Origin of the sequence: Kitasatospora cathayae, assembly GCF_027627435.1 — a bacterium.
In the GTDB taxonomy this organism is placed as follows: Bacteria; Actinomycetota; Actinomycetes; order Streptomycetales; family Streptomycetaceae; genus Kitasatospora; species Kitasatospora cathayae.
In genome coordinates, this window is the sequence record NZ_CP115450.1 from 8060521 (window position 1) to 8082136 (window position 21616).

General features: G+C 73.7%; 17 protein-coding genes and 1 pseudogene. 6 read left to right on the forward strand and 12 right to left on the reverse strand.

The genetic code is table 11. The features are described 5' to 3' along the window. Positions 1–16 precede the first annotated feature (16 nt). From O1G21_RS36010 to O1G21_RS36020, 3 genes are all read right to left on the reverse strand, one after another. Entirely contained in the window at positions 17–409 is a 393-nt protein-coding gene (locus O1G21_RS36010) for a DUF302 domain-containing protein (RefSeq protein WP_270149726.1), read from the reverse strand. Between the two features lie 19 nt (positions 410–428). Continuing rightward, on the reverse strand, positions 429–1718 hold the full coding sequence (locus O1G21_RS36015; RefSeq protein WP_270149728.1) for a threonine/serine exporter family protein: 1290 nt from the start codon (positions 1716–1718) through the stop codon (positions 429–431). Positions 1719–1832: 114 nt separating this feature from the next. Next, positions 1833–2501: a Tat pathway signal sequence domain protein gene (locus O1G21_RS36020; protein WP_270149729.1), complete on the reverse strand. Its 669-nt coding sequence runs from the start codon at positions 2499–2501 to the stop codon at positions 1833–1835. A 357-nt stretch (positions 2502–2858) separates the two neighbouring features. Between O1G21_RS36020 and O1G21_RS36025 the strand changes: the two genes are divergently transcribed. Beyond that, positions 2859–4421 (forward strand): alpha/beta hydrolase, encoded by a 1563-nt coding sequence (locus O1G21_RS36025; RefSeq protein WP_270149731.1) that lies wholly within the window; start codon positions 2859–2861, stop codon positions 4419–4421. A 68-nt stretch (positions 4422–4489) separates the two neighbouring features. On the opposite strand, the gene O1G21_RS36030 is transcribed toward O1G21_RS36025, so the two are convergent. Continuing rightward, positions 4490–5227: a DedA family protein gene (locus O1G21_RS36030; RefSeq protein ID WP_270149732.1), complete on the reverse strand. Its 738-nt coding sequence runs from the start codon at positions 5225–5227 to the stop codon at positions 4490–4492. 252 nt (positions 5228–5479) lie between these two features. Between O1G21_RS36030 and O1G21_RS36035 the strand changes: the two genes are divergently transcribed. From O1G21_RS36035 to O1G21_RS36045, 3 genes are read left to right on the forward strand one after another with little or no spacing between them, the layout of a single operon-like run. After that, on the forward strand, positions 5480–6838 hold the full coding sequence (locus O1G21_RS36035) for an MFS transporter (protein WP_270149734.1): 1359 nt from the start codon (positions 5480–5482) through the stop codon (positions 6836–6838). Between the two features lie 25 nt (positions 6839–6863). Beyond that, positions 6864–7538 carry a response regulator transcription factor gene (locus O1G21_RS36040; protein WP_270149736.1) on the forward strand — a complete coding sequence of 225 codons (675 nt, stop codon included), beginning with the start codon at positions 6864–6866 and terminating at the stop codon, positions 7536–7538. Then, positions 7535–8929: a sensor histidine kinase gene (locus O1G21_RS36045; RefSeq protein WP_270149738.1), complete on the forward strand. Its 1395-nt coding sequence runs from the start codon at positions 7535–7537 to the stop codon at positions 8927–8929. The genes O1G21_RS36040 and O1G21_RS36045 overlap by 4 nt, the downstream gene beginning before the upstream one ends. On the opposite strand, the gene O1G21_RS36050 is transcribed toward O1G21_RS36045, so the two are convergent. From O1G21_RS36050 to O1G21_RS36075, 6 genes and pseudogenes are all read right to left on the reverse strand, one after another. Next, positions 8913–9608 (reverse strand): hypothetical protein, encoded by a 696-nt coding sequence (locus O1G21_RS36050; RefSeq protein WP_270149741.1) that lies wholly within the window; start codon positions 9606–9608, stop codon positions 8913–8915. The two genes, O1G21_RS36045 and O1G21_RS36050, sit on opposite strands and share 17 nt — an antisense overlap. A 166-nt stretch (positions 9609–9774) precedes the next feature. Next, on the reverse strand, positions 9775–10719 hold the full coding sequence (locus O1G21_RS36055) for a TAXI family TRAP transporter solute-binding subunit (RefSeq protein WP_270149743.1): 945 nt from the start codon (positions 10717–10719) through the stop codon (positions 9775–9777). A 105-nt stretch (positions 10720–10824) separates the two neighbouring features. Beyond that, on the reverse strand, positions 10825–12648 hold the full coding sequence (locus tag O1G21_RS36060) for a phospholipase C (protein WP_270149745.1): 1824 nt from the start codon (positions 12646–12648) through the stop codon (positions 10825–10827). 393 nt (positions 12649–13041) lie between these two features. After that, a pseudogene (locus O1G21_RS36065) lies at positions 13042–14030 on the reverse strand (aminotransferase class V-fold PLP-dependent enzyme). After that, the gene (locus tag O1G21_RS36070; protein ID WP_270149746.1) at positions 14027–15316 is read right to left on the reverse strand and encodes an MFS transporter; all 1290 of its coding nucleotides are present in this window, start codon (positions 15314–15316) and stop codon (positions 14027–14029) included. The pseudogene O1G21_RS36065 and the gene O1G21_RS36070 overlap by 4 nt, the downstream one beginning before the upstream one ends. Further along, positions 15313–16620: an aminotransferase class V-fold PLP-dependent enzyme gene (locus O1G21_RS36075; RefSeq protein ID WP_270149747.1), complete on the reverse strand. Its 1308-nt coding sequence runs from the start codon at positions 16618–16620 to the stop codon at positions 15313–15315. Before O1G21_RS36075 ends, O1G21_RS36070 begins: the two co-directional genes overlap by 4 nt. Between O1G21_RS36075 and O1G21_RS36080 the strand changes: the two genes are divergently transcribed. Beyond that, entirely contained in the window at positions 16619–18019 is a 1401-nt protein-coding gene (locus tag O1G21_RS36080) for an aminotransferase-like domain-containing protein (RefSeq protein WP_270149748.1), read from the forward strand. The two genes, O1G21_RS36075 and O1G21_RS36080, sit on opposite strands and share 2 nt — an antisense overlap. Before the next feature lie 43 nt (positions 18020–18062). On the opposite strand, the gene O1G21_RS36085 is transcribed toward O1G21_RS36080, so the two are convergent. Continuing rightward, on the reverse strand, positions 18063–18563 hold the full coding sequence (locus O1G21_RS36085) for a hypothetical protein (protein ID WP_270149749.1): 501 nt from the start codon (positions 18561–18563) through the stop codon (positions 18063–18065). 384 nt (positions 18564–18947) lie between these two features. On the opposite strand from O1G21_RS36085, the gene O1G21_RS36090 reads away from it, so the two are divergent. After that, the gene (locus O1G21_RS36090) at positions 18948–19556 is read left to right on the forward strand and encodes a hydrolase (protein WP_270151447.1); all 609 of its coding nucleotides are present in this window, start codon (positions 18948–18950) and stop codon (positions 19554–19556) included. A 5-nt stretch (positions 19557–19561) separates the two neighbouring features. Here O1G21_RS36090 and O1G21_RS36095 read toward each other — a convergent pair whose 3' ends face one another. Next, positions 19562–21499, reverse strand: a complete 1938-nt coding sequence (locus tag O1G21_RS36095; RefSeq protein WP_270151449.1) for a glycoside hydrolase family 5 protein — start codon at positions 21497–21499, stop codon at positions 19562–19564. Between the last annotated feature and the right edge of the window lie 117 nt (positions 21500–21616).

Here is a 21616-nt window from a genome sequence, read left to right on the forward strand (position 1 = left end):
GGCGGTGGGTGCGCGGTCAGCCGGGGAGGGAGGCGAGGGCCGCGGCCAGCCGCCGGGCCGCCTCACCGGCGACCTCGGCCAGGCCGCCGTCGGGGCCCGCCAGGGTGACCAGGGTCTGCGGGTCGACGGCCTCGACCACGGTGGCGTCGCCGTCCCGGCGGACCACCACGTTGCAGGGCAGCAGCAGCCCGATCCGGCGGTCGGCGTTGAGCGCCCGGTGGGCGAGGGCCGGGTTGCAGGCGCCGAGGATCAGGTAGTCCTCCAGCTCCGCGCCGAGCTTGTCGTGCAGGGTCGCCCGTACGTCGATGGTGGTCAGCACGCCGAAGCCCTGCTCCTTCAGCGCGGCGGTGACGTCCGCCACCGCCTGCTGGAACGGCCGGTCGAGCCGGACGCCGAGTCCGTAGTCCACGATTCCTCCCCGGGCTGCGTCATTCGCCCGTCGCCCAGTATCGACCGGCCCCGGTCAGGCCCGCAGCTGGGGGACGGCGAGCGTGGGGGCGCGGGATGCGGCTGATCACCGAGCCGATCAGGGTGCCGATCGACACCCCGAACACCGCGGACACGGCGGCCAGCACCGACTGCGCCCCGTTGCCGACCTCGATCTGCGCGGTGTTGAGCAGTCCGAAGGAGCCCGGCACCACGATCCAGAACGCCGGGAGGTAGAGCACCTGCCAGAGCGGGCCGCCCGGCAGCCAGTGCACGACGGTGGCCGCGACCGCGGCGCTGACCGCGCCGGCCAGGCCGCCGATCGCGGCCCCGTGGACCTGTCCGACCGCCACCTGGACGGTGACGCTGACCGCGATCACCGCGACGATCCACGGGATCGCCGAGGGCGGGGTGGCGACGTTGACCACGACGCCCGCCACGGCGATCGCCAGTCCGATCCCGATCACCCACCAACTCGGCTCGGACACCTGGACGTTGGCCAGCGCGCGGGCCGGCATGCCGATCGCGGTGGTGGCCGCGGCCACCCCGGCGAGGAACAGTGCGAGCTGCACCGCGCCGGACACCAGCCGGGCCGTCCCGGCGCTGGCGGCGCCCGCGGCGACCTCCGACAGCCCGGTGACCAGCAACCCGCCGGGCAGCAGGATCGCCAGGGTGGCCACGATGGTGCGCAGCGGCCCGTCCAGCAGGCCGGCCCGGGTGAGCGACAGGACGAGCAGTGCCACCAGGAACCCGGCCGTCACGGGCAGCAGCGGGCGCAGCCGGGGCAGTCGGCGCGCCAACATGGTCAGGCCCGCCACGATCAGCGAACCGGCCCCCGCGGCCAGCACGTTCGCCGTCACGGGCTGGAGGAACAGGCAGACGCCCACGCCGACCGGAAGCGCCCCCAGGTCGGCGACCCAGGCGGGCCAGCGGGCGGGTGCCCGGCGGATGCCGTCCAGTTCGGCCAGCGCCCGGGGCCCGTCCAGCTCGCCCGAGCGCAGCCGGTGCACCAGGTGGAGGACGTCCGCGGTCTGCTCGAACCGCAGCGCGGCGTCGACCGGCTGGAAGCGGGTGGCCTCCGTCGGGTCGAGGGCGACGAACAGCCCGTTGGTGAGTGCGGCGACGCGTACGTCGGGAGCCCCCAGCGCCCGCCCCAGCCCGCGGAGCTCCTCCTCGACGTCGTGGACGGGAAGGCCCCCGCCCAGCAGGGCTTCGCCCAGTTCGAGCAGCAGGCGGCGGAGCGGGTCCGGTGGGGCTTCGTCGCCCCGGACCGATGGAGACTTGCTAGACATGGCAGGTATCGTCCCATCCCGCCCGGATCGGTCTGACTCTGCCCTGGTCTGATCGTTCGTCCCGCCCGGGTCGATCAGTTGTGGACGACCCGGACGGGCTGCGCGGGGCACGGATCAGTTCACGGTGACCGCCGGAGCGCCGGACTGGCTGGTGTCGGTGACCGGGCCGTAGCCGGCCGAGAAGTACCCGTCGGCGGGGCAGAGGCCGGAGCCGCCGCTCTTGGCGAAGTGCTCGTTGGTGAAGGTCAGACCGTTGCTGCCGTTGTCGGCGCTGCCGGTGAAGGCGCCGCTGAGCTGGTAGGTGCAGGTGATGGTGCCGAACCAGCTGTCGAGGACGGCGGTGGCCTGGATCGGGCCGGTGCTGCCGCCGGTGAGGGTGACCGGCAGGCCGGTCCCGTCGTCGACCGAGACGCCGTAGGGGAGGGTGTCGACGGTGAGGCTCTGCACCGAGGTGACGCCGGTGACGTTGGCGGTGCAGGAGTCGAAGGTGAGCCCGGTCAGGGACTCGGTCGCGACGCCCGGGGCGGCCGGGTTGGTCAGCACGGTGGCGGAGTACTGGGAGGTGGCGCAGGTGACGCCGGTGGTGCTGGTGGCGGTCGAGTAGAAGGTGGCGCTGGTGCCGGCGGCGAGCGGTGCGGCCAGGGCGTCGCCGACCGCGACGGCGCTGCCACCGGCGGTCAGCACGGGTCCGGCGTCGGCCGGGGCGGCGGAGGCGGGGACCGCCGTGGCCAGGGCGAGGGCGGCGAGGGCGGCCGGTACGGTCCAGCGGGGGAGTGCGCGCATGGGACAGCCTCTTCCTCGGTGAGGGGGCGAGAAGACGACCTTTCGCTGCTCCCGGAAGGTGGGGGATCGGGGAGCTGACTACGTTCTAGGACCGTGTCGGTGCGCCGTCAAGGCACTGCGGACAAGTTGCTGACTTTTCGTCAACAAGGCTTTGCCGAAAGCATCGCGCCCGCTCACGGCGGCAGCGGCGTGACAGCGATCCGACAGTGGCCGAAAGCGATCCGACAGCGTGCTGACAGCGGCGGGCGGAAGACTCCGTCACGTCCGGTCGGAAGACTCCTGAGACTCCCCAGAGCCACTCGACTGCGGTGATTCCTGTGATGCATCCGACTCCTGCGACCGACGAGAGAGCCGCCCGTGCCCCGACCTCGCCTCACCGCCACCCTCCGCGCCGCAGCCGCCGGCCTGCTGTTGGCCGGCCTCACCCCGGCCGCGGCCTCGGCCGCCGCGCCCGCCCCGCCGGTGCCGAAGCTGACCTGGACGAAGCCCTGCGCCCCCGGCTTCCAGTGCGACACGGCCCAGGTGCCGCTGGACTACCGGGACCCGCACGGCCGCTCCATCGAGCTGGCGCTCATCCGCCGCCCCGCCGACGACCAGGCGCACCGGATCGGCACCCTGTTCTACAACCCGGGCGGCCCGGCGATCCCGGGCACCGAGGCCCTGCCCGCCGTGGCCCCGTTCTTCCCCGAGCAGGTGCGCAAGCGCTTCGACCTCGTCAGCTTCGACCCGCGCGGCGTCGGTGCCTCCACCACGCTGCGGTGCTTCCCGGACCAGGCCGCCGAACAGGCCCTGCTCGGCGGCCTTCCGGCCGGCTACCCCGTCGGCGCGGAGCAGCAGTCGCGGTGGGCCGACACCTACGCCCGACTGGGCCGGCAGTGCGCCGAGAACGACCGGACCGGTCTGCTCGCCCACCTGTCCACCGCGGACGTCGCCCACGACCTGGACCTGCTGCGCCGGGCCGTCGGCGACCGGCGGCTGAACTACCTCGCCACCTCGTACGGAACGTACCTGGGCGCCACGTACGCCAACCTCTTCCCGGGGCGGGTGCGCGCCATGGTCCTGGACAGCGCCGTCGACCCGGTCGCCTGGTCCACCGGCCGCGCCCCGCAGGACGCCGCGCTGCCGCCCTTCCTGCGCACCGGCAGCGACCTCGGCTCGGCCCGCACCCTCGACGCCTTCCTCGACCGCTGCGGCGCCGCCGATCCGGCGAACTGTGCCTTCTCGGCGGGCAGTCCGGCGGCGACCCGGGCCAAGTTCGCCGAACTGATGGACCGCCTGGACCGCGGGCCGGTCACCGTCGGCACCGGGCCGCAGGCCTACGACCGGGCGACCGCCGTGTCCGCCGTCGCGCTGCTGCTGTACTCGGCCCAGCCGGTGCCGCAGCTCGGCACCACAGGCTGGGCCGGCCTGGGCCAGCAGCTGCAGAGCCTGTGGACCGCCCCCGACACCCCGGCGGCGCCGCTGCCGACCGGCGCACCGTCCCGGCAGACCCAGGTCCTCGGCGTGCTGTGCGCCGACACCGCCGACCCGCCCGCGAGCGCGGACTACCCGGCGCTCGCCGACCTCGCCGGGGCTCGCTCCGGCGACCTCGGTCCGTTCTGGGTCTGGCAGACCCAGCGCTGCGCCGCCTGGCCCGCCGAGGCCACCCGGGACCGCTACACCGGGCCGTGGGACCGGCGTACCGCCGCGCCCGTCCTGGTCGTCGCCAACACCGACGACCCGGCCTGGCCGTACGAGGGCTCCCGCGCTCTGGCCGACACCCTCGCCCGCGGCCGGCTGCTGACCGTGGACGGCGACGGGCACACCGTGCTCGGCAACCCGAGCGGCTGCGCGTCCGGCTACGAGGAGCGCTACCTGGTGGACGGGGAACTGCCGCCGCCCGGCCAGGTCTGCGCCCCGGACCGGCGGCCGTTCCAGTAGCGGTCGCTGATCAGGTCGGCCCCGATCCGAGGGGGCGGGAACCCCCGTGCCGGTCGGGGCCGGCCGGTTCAGGGCTTCCGGCCGCCGCGGTCGTCGGACCGCTCGTCGGACTGCTTGCCGGACTGCTCGTCGGATTGCTCGTCGGACTGCTCGTCCGACCGATCGTCGGACTGCTCGTCCGACCGATCGTCGGACGGCTCGGGGCCCTGCGCACGGTGCCGCCGCAGGTACCAGACCAGCAGGGTGACGGCGACGACCACGGCGATCGTGACGGCGGCGACCCGGCCGACGGTGCCCTCCACCTTGGCGTAGGCGGCTCCGGCGAAGTAGCCCAGGAGGGTGAAGCCGACGCCCCAGGCGAGCCCGCCGAGGGCGTTGTAGAACAGGAACCGGCGGTACGGCATGCGGGCCATCCCGGCCAGCGAGGGCACCAGCGGGCGGACGAAGGCGATGAAGCGGCCGAGGAAGACGGCGGCCGGCCCGCGCCGGCGGATCAGGTCCTGCACGGTGTCGGCCTGCTTCTCGTGGCGCCGCAGCGGGCGGGTGCGCAGGATCGCCGGGCCGAGGTGGCGGCCGATCTCGTAGCCGGCGGAGTCCCCGAGGACGGCCGCGCAGACCACCACCAGGACCATCCAGCCGAGCGAGACGCTGCCCTGGTGGGCGATGAAGCCGCCGAGGACGGCGGCGGTCTCGCCGGGGATGAAGAAGCTGAAGAACAGGGCGTCCTCGGCGAAGACCATGCCGCCGACGGCCGCGTACACGACCGGGCCGGACAGGCTGCGCAGCCAGTCGGTGATCGTGTCCATCGGCCACACCTCGTCGGTGATCGGGCCCCTTTCCGCCCCAATGTAACGCTTGTCGCCCCGCCCGCCCCGGCGGGCCGGGAGGGACGGCCCGGCGGACGGGGGAGAGGACGGCCCGGCGGGCGGGGGAGGGAGGGCCCGCCGGCCGGCTTCCTTAGCGGAACGTTAGATCTGCGCGGCGGTCCTTGCCGCCGTCCGGCGGGCGGCGGCACGCTCTGGGGCACCCACCCGCCGCACCAGATCCCGGGAGCCGCCATGTCCCCGTCCGCCGCCGCCGTCCGTCCGCAGCCGCCCGGCGAGGAGCGCGCCCGGCGGCGGCTCGCCCTGGTCGGCGGGTCGCTGGGCAACCTGGTGGAGTGGTACGACTGGTTCGTCTACGCCAGCTTCGCCGTCTACTTCGCCGACGACTTCTTCCCCGGCAGCAACTCCACCGCGAAGCTGATGAACACCGCCGGCATCTTCGCGGTCGGCTTCCTGATGCGCCCGGTCGGCGGCTGGCTGCTCGGCCGGGCCGCCGACCGGCACGGCCGCAAGAGCGCCCTCACCCTGACCGTCACCATGATGTCCGCGGCCGCCGTGCTGATCGCCGCCGCCCCGACCTACGCCCAGGCCGGCTACCTCGGCGCCGTCGTGCTGCTGCTCGCCCGGCTGCTCCAGGGCATGAGCATCGGCGGCGAGTACGCGGCCAGCGCCACCTACCTGACCGAGGCCTCCGCACCGAACCGGCGCGGCCTCGGCTCCTCCTTCCAGTACGTGTCGATGACCTGCGGCCAGCTCCTCGGCCTCGGCATCCTCATCGTCATGCAGCACACCGTCAGCAGCGCCCAACTGCACTCCTGGGGCTGGCGGGTGCCGTTCCTGCTCGGCGCCGTCTTCGCCGGCGTGGTGCTGTGGCTGCGCCGCCGGCTGCCGGAGACCGAGGCCTTCACCGCCGCGGCCGGCGGCCGGGAGCAGGACGGCGCCCGGGGCACCCTGCGCAGCCTGTGGGAACACCGGCGCCAGGCCGTCCTGGTGATGGCCCTCACCCTCGGCGGCACCGTCGCCTACTACACGTACACCACCTACCTGACCAAGTACCTGATCGGCAGCGCCGGGCTCGCCAAGAACACCGCCACCCTGGTCAGCTTCACCGCGCTCGCCGTCTTCGCCGCGATCCAGCCGCTGGCCGGCCTGCTCTCCGACCGGATCGGCCGCCGCCCGCTGCTGATCACCTTCGCGCTCGGCTGCACCGTCGGCACCTACCCGCTGATGACCGCGCTCGGCTCGGCCTCCGGCTACTGGTCCGCGCTCGGGCTCTCGCTGGTCGCGCTGGTCATCGTCACCGGCTACACCTCGATCAACGCGGCCGTGAAGGCCGAACTGTTCCCCACCCGGATCCGCGCCCTCGGCGTCGCCCTCCCGTACGCCCTCGCCAACGCGCTCTTCGGCGGCACCGCCGAGTACATCGCGCTCTGGTTCAAGAACAGCGGGCACGAGTCCGGCTTCTTCTGGTACGTCTCCGGCTGCGCGCTGGTCTCCCTGGTCGCCTACGTCCTGATGCCGGACACCCGGCACGCGGTGCTCAGCCCCGAGGGAGCCCAGACGGCGGCCGCCGCGGCCGAGGCCGTACGGTAGTGACCTCACAGGTGGGGAGGGGTCCATGCACATGCTGCTCGTCGAGGACGACGACCGGATGGCCCAGGCCCTCGCCACCGCGCTCGCCCGGCGCGGCCACACCGTGCGCCGGGTGGTCCGCGCCGCGGAGGCGCTGCGGCACGCCCGGGAGGCCGAGTTCATCCTGCTCGACCTCGGGCTGCCCGACCTGGACGGCATCGAGCTGCTCCGCAAGCTCCGCACGGTGTGCAGTCTGCCGCTGATCGTGGTCACCGCGCGCAGCGAGGAGCGCGACGTCCTCCAGGGCCTGCGGGCCGGCGCCGACGACTACGTGGTCAAGCCGTTCCGGATGGCCGAACTCCTCGCCCGGATCGACACCGTGCGCCGCCGCAGTTCCGCTTCCGAACAGGCCGGCGGCCAGCGGCAGGTGCGCACCGGCGACGTGGCGATCGACCTGGCCGCCCGTACGGTGACCGTCGACGGCACGCCCGTCCGGCTCACCCGCCGGGAGTTCGACGTCCTCGCCCTGCTCGCCGCCCAGCCCGGCGACGTCCGCTCGCGCGAGGAGATCCTCGACCGGATCTGGGGCGACGCCTTCCTCGCCTCCTCGCGCTCACTGGACGTGCACGTGGCCGGCATCCGGGCCAAGACCGCGCGGGCCGGACTGGTTCGCACCATCCGCGGCTACGGCTACCAGCTCGGCGCACTGGACGGTCCGTGAGGCGCCGCCTGCTGACCGTGCTCACCGCGCTCATCGGCACCGCCGTGCTGCTGCTCGCCCTGCCACTGGCCGACTCCTACGCCCGCGGCCGCACCGAGCACCTGCTGCTGCAGCGCCGGGCCGACGGCGTGCGCTTCGCCGAGCTCGCCGACCGGATCCGCACCGACGCCGACCGCCGCGAACTCGACGCCGAACTCACCCGCTACGCCCAGCTCTACGGCGCCGCCGTGACCGTGGTCGACACCGCCGGGCACACCGTCGGCCGGGCCGGACCGGCCCCGGGCGGAACCGCCGCGCGGCAGGCCCAGGACCGCGCCCTCACCGGCCGCTCCACCGAGGAACTGCCCACCGTCCGCCCCTGGGGCCCGGCCCGCGTGGTGCTGGCCGAACCGGTCGGCCAGGACGAACGGGTGGGCGGTGCCGTTCTGTTGACCGTCCCCACCGACGCCGCGCGGCACGACGTGCTGGTGCGCTGGGTGCTGATCTCGGCCGGGGCCGTCACCGCCTTCGGCGCCGCCGCGCTGGTCGCGGCCGGGATCGCCCGCTGGCTGCTGCGGCCCGTCCACGAACTCGACCGCGCGGTCGCCACCGTGGCGGGCGGGCGCTTCGAACTGCGCGTCGCCTCCGACACCGGCCCGCCCGAACTGCGGCGGCTGCGAAGGAACTTCGACGGCATGGCACAGACCGTCGCCGAATCGCTGCGCCGCCAGCGGGACTTCGTCGCCGACGCCTCCCACCAGCTGCGCAACCCGCTGGCCACCCTGGTGCTGCAACTGGAGAACGCCGAACCGCACGTCCGGCCGGGCCCCGGACGGCAGGCTCACGCCCTGGCCCTGGACGAGGCGGACCGGCTGGGCGAACTGCTGGACGGCCTGCTGGCGTTGGCCCGGCTGGAGGCGGCCATCGCACCGGTCGAGGAGCAGGACGTGTCCGCGGCGGTGACCGAGCGGGTGGCCGCCTGGACGCCGGTGTTCGAGGCGGGCGGGCTGGACCTGACGGCGGACGTCGAGCCGGGGCTGCGGGCCCTCGGGCTCCCCGACGCGACCGGGCGGATCCTGGACGCGCTGCTGGACAACGCGAGCAAGTTCGTACCGGCGGGGGAGCGCGTCCGGGTGGTGGCCGCCGCCGCGCCCGAGGGGGGTTCGGTGGTCCGGGTCACCGACACCGGCCCCGGTGTTCCGGCGGACCAACTGCCCATGCTGCTACGGCGTTTCGCCCGGGCACCGGAGCACCAGAACGTCCCCGGCACCGGCCTCGGCCTGGCCATCGCGGACGAACTGGCCCGCGCCTGCGGCGGATCGCTGACCGTCGGCGCGACCAGCCCGCACGGACTGACCGTCGAGTTCGGACTGCCCGGGGTCCGGGGCACCGGGCTCATGCGTGGGCGCTGATCTCGCCGCCGGCGCCGAGCACGATGTAGACGCCGTTGGCGTCGAGGCCGTCGTCGTGCTGGTTGGCCTCCATGGTGCCCATCACCGCGTTGTCGTTGCCGATGATGTCGGCGCGGTAGTGGAGTTCGCCGACCTTGGTGACCTTGGCCGTCCAGCCGCCCGCGAGCTCGAAGGTGCCGGGGCCCTGGTGGGAGCCGTCCATCCAGGCGTGGACCGTGCCGTCCAGCGCGAGCACGACGAACATGTCGTTGGCGTCCACACCGGCGTCGTGGCCGTTCGCCTCGACCGTGCCGAGGACCTGGCCGTCGTGGACGATCCTGGCGGCGTAGTGCTGGTCGCCGAGCTGCTGGATCTCGACCTTGCTGCCGTCCGGGAGGGGCTGGCTCTTCGTCCCCTTGCCGCTGCTCGCCGGCGGGGTGCTGCGGTGCGAGCCGGTCGGGGTGGCCGAGGCGGTGGTGCCGTGCGTGCCGGGCGAGGCCGGCGGTGTGGCGGTGGCGCTGGGCGCGGTGGAGGCGCCGGGGGTCGGGGTGGCGGCGATGGTGGTGGTCGGCGCGGCGGTGCCAGGCGCGTCGGACGAGCTGCTGCAGGCCGTGGCGGCGGACACCAGCAGAGCGGCGGCCAGGACGGTGCCGGCCAGCGTGCGGACGGCGGGGGCGCGGCGGGTCGTCGAGAAGGGCATGCGGGTCTCCTGCGCGAAGTACGGGTGAGGGAAAGCCCGTTGACCGCGCCGACCCGGACGGGGAGCGGTGGGCGACGGAACGGCGTGCACGATCGAAGGTAGTCCGGGCAGTCGACGGAACGGAGCCTTCCGTGTCACCGGTCCGTCACGCTCTCCACCGAGCCCGTCACCCGTACACCGAGCGGTAGTAGGCCACCGCCCCCGGATGGAGCGGGACGGCCCCGGTGGAGACGGCGAACCGGGGCTCCAGCCGGGCCCCCGCCGTCACGGACCGCAGCAGGGTGGCCCACTGGTCGAAGAGGATGCCGAGCAACTGCCGGACGGCGTCCTCGGGCACGCCCGGGCGGGCGGTCAGGTAGTCGCCGACGCCGAGGGTGGCGACCGGGTTGCCCAGGCCGTACGCGCCGGCGGGCAGGGTGACCACCGTGTAGACCGGGCCGTAGCGCTCGCGCAGCGGCGCGGCGACCGCGTCCAGCGGCACGAACCGCAGCGGCAGCTCCCCGGCGAGCGCGGACACGGCGGGTGTCGGCACGCCACCGGACCAGAACACCGCGTCCAACGTGCCGGTGCGCAGCGCGGCCAGCGACTCGGCCAGCCCGAGCGACTGCTGCCGCACGCCGATCCCCGCCTCGCGCAGCAGCCGCGCGGCCGTCACCTGGAGGCCGGAGCCGACCGCGCCGGTCGCCACCCGGCGGCCCGCCAGGTCGGCGAGTTCGCGCACCGGACCGTCGGCGGGGGCCAGCAGGTGCAGGTAGTTGACGTACACCCGGGCCAGGGCGGTCAGGCCGAGCGGGCGGTCGAAGGTGTCGTGGCCCAGCACCGCGTCCTCGGCGACGTCCGCCGTGGTGAGCGCGAGGTCCACGGTGCCGTCGGCGAGTTGCTGGAGGTTGTCCACGCTGGCGGCGCTGCTCACCGGGGTGAGGGTCAGCCACCCGCTCGCCGTCACGGCCTCGGTGAAGGAACGCCCGAAGGCGTTGTACGGACCGCCCTCGGGGCCGGTCGCCAGCCGCAGCGAGCGCACCGGCCCTTCCCCGCCCGAGCAGCCGGCGGTCAGGGCCGCCACGAGGGCCGCGCCGAGCACGGTGCGGCGGCGCGGGGCGGTGGCGGTCATTGCGGGAAGGATAGCCCGTCGCGCGTCTCGGTTGAACGCGGACACCGCCGGGTCCTCGGGGCGAGGACCCGGCGGTGCCGGGGTGGTGCGAGGTGCGGCCGGGCGTCAGGCGCGGCGGCCGCGCTTGCGGCGGGCGAGGAAGACCGCGCCGCCGCCGACCGCCAGCAGGGCGACGGCCCCGGCCGCGATCGGCCCGGTGTTGGAGTCGGCGCCGGTCTCGGCCAGCGGCGGGCCGGAGACGCTGCTGGTGGCCCCGGCGACGGCGGTGCTGCCGTCGGTGGAGGTCGCCGAGCCGGCCGGGGTGGTGGCCGAGCTGCCGGTGGGCTGGCCGCTCGGGGTGTCGCCGCCGACCGGCTGGCCGGTGGTCGGGTCGAGGATCAGCGTGGCCGACTGCGGGTTCTTGAAGTCGAACATGCCCTCGATGGAGCCGGCGTGCTCGTCGAAGGAGTAGTCGCCGATCCGGCCGGTCTTCCAGTTGTCCTCGACGAAGCGCAGGATCGAGGTCTGGTCGGTCTGGGTGTGGTCGACGAAGTTGGACTTGGCGTACGGGGAGGCCACCAGCAGCGGCAGGCGCGGGCCGAAGCCGCAGCGGTCGGCGTAGCCGCCCCAGCCGGCGTCCTTGCCGCACTGGCCGGGGCCGCTCAGGCTGTCATTGGCGGCGTCGCGCGAGCCGTTGACGGGCTCGGCGAACTTGTGGTCGTACCAGCCGTCCGAGTCGTCGTAGGCGATGACGACGGCGGTGGAGGCCCAGTCCTTGGACTTCTGCACCTTGTTCAGGGTGTCGACGACGAAGTGCTGCTCGTCCAGCGGGTCGGAGTAACCGGCGTGGCCGTCCTGGTAGTTGGCGGCCTTGAGGTAGCTGACGGCGGGCAGGTTGCCGTGCTGGAGGGCGGCGTCGAAGTCGGTCAGGTCGTACTGGTGGTTGGCCTGGCCGTCGTGGCCGATCTCGTCCACGTTCTTCGGCGCGAGGTGCTTCGGGTTCGCCGTGGACTTGTAGTACTGGAAGGGCTCGTGGTGCGGGTTGTAGTCGGTCTGCGAGACGCCCGCGATGTTGTCGTGCGCGGACTCGCAGGCGGCCTTGCCGTCCTTGGTGCCGGTCGGCTTGAAGCCGCCCTGGAACCAGCCCCAGCTGACGCCCTTCTCGTTGAGCAGGTCGCCGATGTTCTTGCCGGTCATGACCAGCTGGTTGTGCTTGGGGTTGGAGCAGTCGTCGTAGCCCGGGTCGGGGTCGTTGATGACGGTGCCTATGCCCTTGGCGTCCGGGGAGGCGACCACGTAGGCGTCGGTGGTCTGCTGACCGGTCTTCGGGTCGACCGGGTAGCCGCCGTGCAGCTGGCCGGAGACCAGGTTGATCGCGCCGGGGGTGGAGGGCCCGTAGTTGGTGCCGAAGGAGTTGTCGCTCATCGCGAAGCGCTGGGCGTAGTTCCAGTAGCCGGTGACGGTGTTGCCGTCGTAGTAGTCCATCACCAGGCCGGGCGCGGTGTACATCGGGGGCTTGCAGCTCTCGACGTCGGTGTGCTCGACGAACTTGTCCATCTTGCCGCCGTCGAAGGCGAGCTGCTCGTCCTTGTAGGTGTGGTCCTGGTCGCAGGTGACGGCCTGCGCCGGGCCCAGCCGCTGCGGGTTGTTCCGGTTCGGGTTCTTGTGCAGCAGGTCGTCGCTGAGGCCGTCCACCTTCGGAGTGTCGGGCTTGGCGGTGAACTTCACCTTGTCGTCGGCGGTGTTGGCCGCGTTCGGGTAGGTGCCGAAGTAGTGGTCGAAGGAGACGTTCTCCTGGAAGATCACCACCAGGTGCTTGATCGGGGTGGCGGTCTGCGTGCCGTCGGCCGCGAAGGCCGCGGGCGCACCGCCGAAGGCGGCCAGCGAGGCCGCGCCGATCAGGCCGGCACCGTAGCGGAGCCACCTGTTACGGGTGGGGACTGCGTGCATGGTCGGTTCCTCGGACGTCATCGTCATACGTGTCAGAAGGGGGCCGTGACGCGCGTAGCTCTCGCGGCGCGGCGGCTAGACGCTAGAGCGTAGCGGTGAACACGGTTGACGGATCCATGTGAACGCCAGGTAAATCGGCGAGGTTCGGAACTCTGCGCCAAGACCTCCGCCAGGCAGACAAGTCCGATGAATGTCTCTCGAATCCGATGATTACGGGACAGGTTTCGACGGTTTCAGGCCAGGAATGTCGTTTCCGTCCCGGTCGGGTCGCGGGCAGCTCCTGCGCGAAACCGTGGTCGAAGTCACGGAACATCACCGACCGGCCTCCAAGAACAGCCGGGGGCGGGCGCCCTGTTCGGGTGCCCGCCCGCGGAGTCGGTCAGGGGGTGCCGGTCAGGAGGCGGCGGCCTCGGCCTGGATGCCCTGGAGGGCCGCCACCAGGGAGTCGACGTCCTGCACGGTGTTGTACAGGGCCAGCGAGGCCCGGGCCGCCGCCTGCAAGCCGTAGGCGGCGAGGGCGGGTTGGGCGCAGTGGTGGCCGGCCCGGACGGCGATGCCCTGCTGGTCGAGCGCCCCGGCGAGGGCGATCGGGTCGGTGCCGGCGAGCAGGAAGGTGAGCACTCCGATCTTGCCCGGGGCCTCGCCGATCAGCCGCAGGCCGGGCACGGTCCGCAGCGCGGTGGTGGCGTAGGCGGTGAGCTGCTCCTCGTGGGCGGAGGCGGCCTGGCGGTCCAGGCCGGAGAGGTACCGCAGGGCCGCCCGCAGCCCGGCCACCCCGCCGATGTGGCCGGTGCCGGCCTCCAGGCGGTGCGGGACGGGGGCGTAACTGGTCTCCTCGAAGCTCACCGAGTCGATCATGTTGCCGCCGCCCTGCCACGGCGGCATGGCCTCGAGCAGCTCCCGCTTGCCGTACAGCGCGCCGATCCCGGTCGGGCCGAAGACCTTGTGGCCGCAGAAGGCGTAGAAGTCGGCGTCCACAGCGGTGACGTCCACCTGGAAGTGAGCCACCGCCTGGGCGCCGTCGACCAGCACCTTGGCGCCGTAGCGGTGGGCGAGCGCGGTCATCTCGGCCACCGGCGGGACGGTCCCCGGCACGTTCGACGCGTGGGTGAGCGCCACCAGCCTGGTCCGGAAGCCGAGCAGGTCCCGGTAGGCGTCCTGGTCCAACTGCCGTCCGGGAGCAGCGGGATCGGGACGATCCGGGCCCGGCGCTCCTTGGCGATCAGTTGCCAGGGCACCAGGTTGGAGTGGTGCGCGGCGGCGGAGACCAGGATCTCGTCGCCGACGCCGAGGTTGGCGCGCCCCCAGGTCTGGGCGACCAGGTTGACGGCCTCGGTGGTGCCCCGGACGAGGGCACGCGGGTGCGGTCGGGCCTCGGTCACCCCTGCGGCGCGGCGGGCAGCGCCCGCAGCCGGCTGACCGGGGAGACGAGCAGCCCGACCACCACGGCGGCGGAGCCGACCGCCGCGACGATCAGCGCGCCCCGGGCGCCTAGTTGACCGGTGAGCAGCCCGGCGGCGAGGCCGCCCAGCGATCCGCCGCCGAACAGCAGGGTCCGGAAGGCCGCCGTCATCCGCCCCATCATCGACTGGGGCGTGACGGCCTGGCGGAGGCTGACGATGATCACCCCCGCCACGCCGAGGCCGAGGTAGGTGGTGAAGAAGGACAGCACGAACATCCCGATCATCACCGGCCGCGGCCCCGCGGCGGCGGGGATCAGGCCCGGGCCCAGCAGCAGCGCCGACTGGCCGACCAGGTAGACCCGGCCGAGCGGGAAGCGGGCGATCACCCGCCGGGCGATCAGCGCGCCGATCAGTCCGCCGACGGAGGCCGTCGAGAAGACCGCGCCGATCGTCCCGTCGCCGAGGCGGAGGTCGTGGTGGCCGTAGAGCAGGAACATCGTCCACACGGTGATCATCGAGAAGTTGCAGCAGAAGCCGATCAGCGCGAGCGAGCGCAGCACCCGGTCCCGCATCACCCAGCCCATGCCGTCCTTGAGTTCGCGCCACAGGTGCCGCTCGGCGGCCGGTTCCGGGGCGGGCTCCGTGGTGCGGATCGACAGCAACGAGACCAGGGACACCAGGTAGGAGCAGGCGTCGACGAGCACGGCCACGGGCGCGCCGACCGCCGACACCAGGACGCCGCCCAGCCCGGGCCCGGCGACGTCGGCGGCGGAGGAACTGGTGCTCATCCTGGCGCTGGCCTCGACGTAGTGCTCGGGGCCCCGCACCAGCACCGGCACGTAGGACATCCAGCTGACGTCGAACACCACCGAGGCGATGCCGACCGTACAGGCGATCACCATCAGCACGGGCAGGTCGAGCGCGTGCCACCAGTAGAGCAGCGGCACCAGGGCCAGCAGGACCAGCCGGACCAGGTTGGCGCCGAGCATGACCGGCCGCCGCCGGTGCCGGTCCGCCCACACGCCGATGACCAGGGCGAGCCCGAGGTAGGGGACGAGCTGCAGGAAGCGCAGCAGTCCGACCTGTTCGTCGGTCGCGCCGAAGGCGCCGATGGCGGTGAGCGGAAGGGCGAGGTTGGTGACCTGGGTGCCGAGCAGCGAGACCGTCTCGCCGACCCAGAACCGGAGGAAGTCGTGGTTGTGCCACAGGCTCTGCCGCGCGGGTTCGGTGCTCGGCGGGGACGGGGCCTGGGTCGTCCCGGTCATCGGGCGCTCCTCGCCAGCTCGGCCACCGTGCCGGCCACCGCGTCGACCTCGTCCTCGGTGTTGTAGTAGTGCGGCGACAGTCGCAGGCACCACTCCACCTCCTTGTCGGTGAAGTCGAACTGCGCGAACTCCCGGTAGCTGAGGGCGGAGTTGATGCCGTGAGCGTCCATCGCCGCCTTGAACGGCGCGGCCTGCCAGCCCTCGATGGTGAAGGTGACCAGGGCGGCCGGCGCGGGCCCGCCGTCGAGCGCGCGGACACCGGGGACGGCGGCCAGCCGCTCGCGCAGCCGGCCGGCCAGCGCGGGGGTGCGCCGGGCCACCGGCTCCAGGCCGACCCGCAGCGCGTAGCGGACGGCGGCGGCGCAGCCGAGGACGGTGGCGTACGGGAACTCCCACTCCTCGAACCGGGCCGCCGTGTCGACCGGCCGGTAGTAGCCGGGGGCGACCCAGCGCGCGCCGTGCATGTCGATGTGGAGCGGCTCGTACCCGGCCGTCAGCACCCGGTCGGAGACGTAGAGGAAACCCGAACCGCGCGGGCCGCGGAGGAACTTGCGGCAGGTCGCGGTGAGCAGGTCGCAGCCGATCGCCTCGACGTCGATCGGGTACTGGCCGACCGACTGGCAGGCGTCGACCAGGTACAGCAGGTCGAGTTCCCGGCAGTGCCGGCCGATCTCGGCGACCGGCTGGACCAGCCCGGAGTTGGTGGGCACGTGGGTCACGGCGACCAGGCGCGGCCGGTGGGCGCGCATCAGCGCGGCCATGGCCTCGACGTCGACGCCGCTGCCGTCGGGATGGTCGGGGGCGTGCACGATCCGGACGCCGTGGCGCTTGCGCAGGGACAGGAAGGCGATCTGGTTGGACACGAAGTCGTTGCGGGTGGTCAGGACGACGTCCCCGGGCCGGAAGTCGATCGCGGACAGGGCCTTGGTGTACGCGTGGGTCGCGCTCGCGGCGAAGGCGAGGTTGCCGGGGCGGGTGCCGAGGAGTTCGGCGAGCGCGGCGTAGAAGTCGGCGACCTCGGCGGCGCGGGCGGCGGCGGCCTCGTAGCCGCCGATGCCCGCCTCCAGGCGCAGGTGGTCGAGCACCGTCTCCAGGACCGGACGGGCCATCAGTCCGGCGCCGGCGTTGTTGAAGTGGATCACCGCCTCGCAGCCGGGGGTGTCGGCCCGGAGGGCGGCGAGGTCCAGGACCGGTTCCTGGCTTGGGTTCAGGAACGGTTTCCGGCTGAGGTCCAGGACCGGTTCTCGGCCGGGGTTCAGGAGCGGTTCCGGGCTGGAGGCGAAAGCGCTATTCTCGTTCTTCATGTCTGACAGTAGCAGTATCGAGACCCTGGTGGCGATCCTCCGGACGGAGATCGCCCGCCTCTCCCCGGGCGACCGCCTGCCCAGCAGCCGGGACCTGATCACCCGTCACGGAGTCGGGCCGGTCACCGTCTCCCGGGCGATCGCCCTGCTCGCCGCCGAGGGCGCGGTGGTGACCCGGCCCGGGAGCGGCACCTACGTCGCGGCCCGCCGCCCGCCGACCGGCGGCGGCGAACCGGACACCTCCTGGCAGGCGGTGGCGCTGGCCGGCCGCCCGTTCGCCCCCGAGGCGCCCGACGAGCCCGGCACGGTGCCCGTCGGCACCATCCCGCTGTCCGGGGGCTACCCGCACGAGAGCCTCCAGCCCACCCGGCTGCTCGGCGGCGCCCTGGCCCGGGCCGCCCGCCGCCCGGACGCCTGGCACCGCGCCCCGGCGGCCGGCCTGACCACGCTGCGGACGATCTTCGCCCGGCAGGCGGGCGGCGACGTCGGCCCGGACGACGTGCTGGTCACCGGGGGAGGGCAGGGCGCGCTGTCACTGCTGTTCCGCGCCGTCGCCGCGCCCGGCAGCCCGATCCTGGTCGAGTCGCCCACCTACGCCGGCGCGCTCGCCGCCGCGCGCTCCGCCGGACTGCACCCGGTGCCCGTGCCGATGGACGACCAGGGCCTGCGCCCCGACCTGCTCGCCGAGGCCTTCGCCGTGACCGGCGCGCGCCTGCTCTACTGCCAGCCCACCTTCCACAACCCGACCGGGACGGTCCTCTCCGGCGAACGGCGCGGCCAGATCGTCGACGTGGCCCGCGCCGCCGGGGCGTTCCTGATCGAGGACGACTTCGCCCGCCACCTCGGCCACGGCCGGCCGGTGCCCCGGCCGCTGGTCGCCGACGACCGGGACGGCACCGTCGTCCACCTCACCTCGCTGACCAAGCCCGCCTCGCCCAGCCTGCGGATCGGCGCGCTGATCGCCCGCGGCCCGGTGATGCGGCGGCTGCTCGGGATGCGGCGGGTGGACGACTTCTTCATCGCCCGCCCGCTCCAGGAGGCCGCGGTCGAACTGCTCAGCACCCCGGCCTGGGACCGGCACCTGCGCGCCCTGTCCGCCGCCCTGCATCAGCGCTGCGCCGTCCTGGCCGACGCCCTGGCGCGGGAGGTGCCGGACTGGACGCTGCACCGGGTGCCGGAGGGCGGCCTGCACCTGTGGGTCAGGCTGCCGGCCGGGTGCACCGAGGAGGCCGTCGCGGAGGCGGCCCGGGCACACCGGGTGGCCGTCAACCTCGGCCACCACCACTTCCCGGCCGAGCCGCCGGCTGCCCACCTGCGGCTCGGCTTCGCCGCCGCGGCCGAACCCGCCGAACTCGTCGAGGCGGCGGCCCGCCTGGGCGCCGTGGCCGCTCGGGCGTGACGGCGGGACGGCGCAGCAGCGCGGCGGCCCGGCGGCTCGCGGCTCAGGCGTAGATCGCGATCCGGGACTCCACCGTCCCCTGGGCGGGCGAGTGGAGCACGGTGAGCCGGTACCGCTCGGTGAGCGTGTGGTGGCTGTGCAGGACGATCTTCGCCGGGATCAGGCTGGTGTAGAGCGTGCCCGTCTGGCTGCCGAGCGGCAGGGCGTGCCAGCGGCCGTCGCGCCCCAGCTGTTCGAGCCGGATGTCCGACGGGCTGAGGAACGGGCCGTTCTGCGGCGACTCGACCAGGATCTGCGGGGCGACGGTCTGGTCCGTCGGGTTGTCGTTGCGGTAGCTGAAGGTGATCCGGTGCGGCGCCCGGTCGGTCGGCAGCGCGGTGTCGGGCAGGTCCACGAAGCGGACCGGTGCCGCGGCGGCCGCCGATGCGGTCGGGGGTTCGGAGGCCGCCTGCGCGGGCGGCGTCAGTGCCGCGGTCGGCAGCAGGGCGGCGAGGGCGGCGACGGTCAGCACCAGAGCCCGACGGGGGATCGTCCTGGTCGGCATGGCGCCTCCTTCGGTCGATGAAGCGGCGGCAGGGGAGCGGCCGCCTGCCGGACGGTGCCCGCGGTGTCACGGACGGTGGCCGCCCGAGCGGTCCGTTCCCCTCCACCCTGCACGCGCCCGGCGGATGGCGCATCCGCCGGGCACGGAACCGCTGCTCGACCGCGAGTGGTCGCACCGTCCCTCGGCCTCGTCCCGCGCGGCCCGCACGGCCGCGTGCCGCCGCGCCGGCGGACGGAGGAACCGGTTCGCCGATCCGCACCACGGTCAGACGCCAAGTGCTGTCGGAGCAGGTCGGCCGGCCCTGCAGGGTGTCCGCACCAGCCCGAGGACGAGTGATGCCCGAAACCGCCACCAAGGTGATGCCGGACGAGGGGATCCGTTTCACTGCTCACCCCCGCCAACGCCGCCCTGGCCCTCATCGACTACCAGCCCCAACCGGTCTTCCACATCCAGTCGATGGACCGCCAACTGCTGGTCGGCAACGTCGTCGCGCTGGCCAGAACGGCGCGGCTGTTCCGGCTTCCCACCGTCCTGACGACCGTCGTGGCCCGTGACTTCGCCGGCCCCCTCCTCCCACAGCTGGCCGAGGTCTTCCCCGAGCAGGAACCGATCGACCGGACCAACCTCAACGCCTGGCAGGTGGACGCCTTCCGTTCCGCCGTCGAGGCCACCGGCCGCAGCAAGCTGCTGATGGCCGGAATCTGGACCGAGGTCTGCCTGATGACGCCCGCCCTCTCGGCCCTGGAGGCCGGATACGAGGTGTACTTCGTCGTCGACGCGGTCGGTGGGGTCAGCGCCGAGGCGCACACGGCGGCCGTTCACCGGCTGGTCCGGGCAGGCGCCGTCCCGGTCACCTGGATCGCCGTGCTACAGGAACTGCAGCGCGACTGGAGCCGCACCGACACGGTCGACGGCGCGTACGAGATCGCCCGCGCGTACGGCGGCTCCTGGGGGCAGGGGATCGTCTACCGGCAGGACCCGTCGCTCACCTGACATGGTCAGCTCAGCGGACGGCAGAGCAGCGCGTCGGGGACGCCGTACTGGAGCCAGCGCCAGGTGTCGGCCACGCCGGCGACGTACTCGTCGTCGGCGCACTGGCCCTTGTAGGTGCCGGGCGCCCAGTCGCTCGCGGCGGAGCCGCCGGTGGCGGGCCGGTTGTCGCCGTGGTCGAACCAGAGCGTGCGGCCGGTGGTGGGCAGGGCGGTGGCGGACGGGGCGCAGAGCAGCGCGGACATCGCGTTGCCGTGCACGCTGTAGCCCACGGCGAAGGTGTCGTCGGGGCACTGGAGCTTGTCGTAGCCGGACGCCCAGTCGCCCCCGGTGACGTAGCGCTGGTCGGTGACGGTCACCCAGTCGCCGGCGCCGACGGCGGGCTGGCCGGCGTCGGTGCACAGGCCGCGGCTGCTGCTGCGGCCGAGGCCGGCCAGGCGCTGGCCGTCCGGGCAGTCGCCCTTGCGGTTGCCGTAGCTCCAGTCGGGCCGGGCCAGCATGCGGCTGGAGACGTTCTGGTCCCCGTGGTCGAGGTCGAGCATGTTCCAGCGGGTGACCGGTGCGACCGGTCCGGTGTACGAGGGGGCGTTGACCAGCTTGTTCCAGTCGGCGGCGCGCCAGTCGCCGGGGTCGTTCAGACCGAGTTGCCGGCCGGAGGTGTCGTAGGAGAGCAGCGCCCAGTTGTCGTTCGGGACGCCGTCGTGCTGCCAGCCGACCAGCGGCCAGACGGCGAAGTCGGTGTCGTTGGCGGCCAGGACGTCGGTGAAGCGGTCGAACCAGGCCTGCTCCTTGGCGTCCGTGGAGCCGCGCCCGGCGGCGCCGAACTCGCTGACCCAGACCGGAGCGGTGAAGTGCTGGCCGGTCTGGGTGACGAACAGGGCCTCCTGGTTCACCACTTGGGCGAGCTGGTCGGGGGTGAAGTCCTCGTAGCGCGGGTCGCTGGTGGAGCCGGGGCCGCTGCCCGCGCCGGTGTTGGCCGGGCCGGTGTAGGCGTAGAAGTGGGCGGCGTAGACCAGCTTGTCGGACCGGATCAGGGTGTTGGACAGGGTGGCCACCGGGGTGAGCATCGGCCGGCCGTGGGAGAACCCGGCGGCGGGGATGCCGTACCAGTTGATGCCCTCCATGATGACCAGCAGGTCGGGGTCGGCCTGGAGGATCCGGTTGCCGGCCTCCTCGAAGGCGGCGTACTCGTCGTGGCCGTCGCCCATCCCCCAGTTGGGGTCGTCCCAGACGTCCCGGCGGACCTCGTTGCGCAGGTCCGCGCCGACGACCCGCTTGTCCGCCCGGTAGCGGTTCGCCATGAACACCCAGTCGTCCTCCCACTGCCGGGTGCTCTGGCCGCTGTTCCACCGCTCGTTGCCGTCCAGGCCGCAGCAGAAGCGGTAGCTGGTGGTGTGGTTGTTGAGGATGACCGCGAACCCGTCGGCGGTCAGCGCGGCCACGACGGCGTCGTAGACCTGCAGCGGGGTCCTGCCCCTGAGCTGCGGATTGGCGGCGACGGCGGCGTCCGGGACGGTACTGGTGTCGTGGATCAGCGCGTTGGCGAACGGCAGCCGGACGGCGTTCAGGCCCAGGCCGTGGAAGCCCGCCAGGATCTGGCCGATCGGTGCCCGGTCCAGGCCGAGCGGGATGTTGTACGAGACCTGGCCGGCCTGGTTGTCCGCCGGATCGGTGGTCGAGCCGCTGCCCTCCCAGGTGCCCTGCGCACCAGCCCAGTTGCCGGCCTTGAGCTTGAACCGGTCGCCGTTCGCGTCGACCACGTACCGGCCCCGGGTGCTCAGCGGGCCGGCCCAGGAGGCGGCGAGCTGGGGGCCGGTCAGCACGGGCCCGGCGGTCGGTGCGGGCGCGGCGGTGGGTGCGGCTGGTGCGGGTGAGGCGGTGCCGATGAGGGCGGCCAGCAGGGCCGCCACCGCGAGCACGGCTCGACGAGCCGGGCGGATGGGTATCACGGGTCTCTCCAGGACGGGGGTGGCAGGGGCAGGGCTTGTCGACGGTACGTCAAAACCACTGTTCAGGACGAGACCGTCGACCGGGACCCTTATGACCCGCCGAGACGGTCAGAT

What these genes read in the sequence shown, in the direction of transcription:
- O1G21_RS36015 (WP_270149728.1), bottom strand. Translation starts at nt 1,718, where the DNA reads ATGTCTAGCAAGTCTCCATCGGTCCGGGGCGACGAAGCCCCACCGGAC.
- O1G21_RS36020 (WP_270149729.1), bottom strand. Translation starts at nt 2,501, where the DNA reads ATGCGCGCACTCCCCCGCTGGACCGTACCGGCCGCCCTCGCCGCCCTC.
- O1G21_RS36030 (WP_270149732.1), bottom strand. Translation starts at nt 5,227, where the DNA reads ATGGACACGATCACCGACTGGCTGCGCAGCCTGTCCGGCCCGGTCGTG.
- O1G21_RS36035 (WP_270149734.1), top strand. Translation starts at nt 5,480, where the DNA reads ATGTCCCCGTCCGCCGCCGCCGTCCGTCCGCAGCCGCCCGGCGAGGAG.
- O1G21_RS36040 (WP_270149736.1), top strand. Translation starts at nt 6,864, where the DNA reads ATGCACATGCTGCTCGTCGAGGACGACGACCGGATGGCCCAGGCCCTC.
- O1G21_RS36050 (WP_270149741.1), bottom strand. Translation starts at nt 9,608, where the DNA reads ATGCCCTTCTCGACGACCCGCCGCGCCCCCGCCGTCCGCACGCTGGCC.
- O1G21_RS36055 (WP_270149743.1), bottom strand. Translation starts at nt 10,719, where the DNA reads ATGACCGCCACCGCCCCGCGCCGCCGCACCGTGCTCGGCGCGGCCCTC.
- O1G21_RS36060 (WP_270149745.1), bottom strand. Translation starts at nt 12,648, where the DNA reads ATGCACGCAGTCCCCACCCGTAACAGGTGGCTCCGCTACGGTGCCGGC.
- O1G21_RS36070 (WP_270149746.1), bottom strand. Translation starts at nt 15,316, where the DNA reads ATGACCGGGACGACCCAGGCCCCGTCCCCGCCGAGCACCGAACCCGCG.
- O1G21_RS36080 (WP_270149748.1), top strand. Translation starts at nt 16,619, where the DNA reads ATGTCTGACAGTAGCAGTATCGAGACCCTGGTGGCGATCCTCCGGACG.
- O1G21_RS36075 (WP_270149747.1), bottom strand. Translation starts at nt 16,620, where the DNA reads ATGAAGAACGAGAATAGCGCTTTCGCCTCCAGCCCGGAACCGCTCCTG.
- O1G21_RS36085 (WP_270149749.1), bottom strand. Translation starts at nt 18,563, where the DNA reads ATGCCGACCAGGACGATCCCCCGTCGGGCTCTGGTGCTGACCGTCGCC.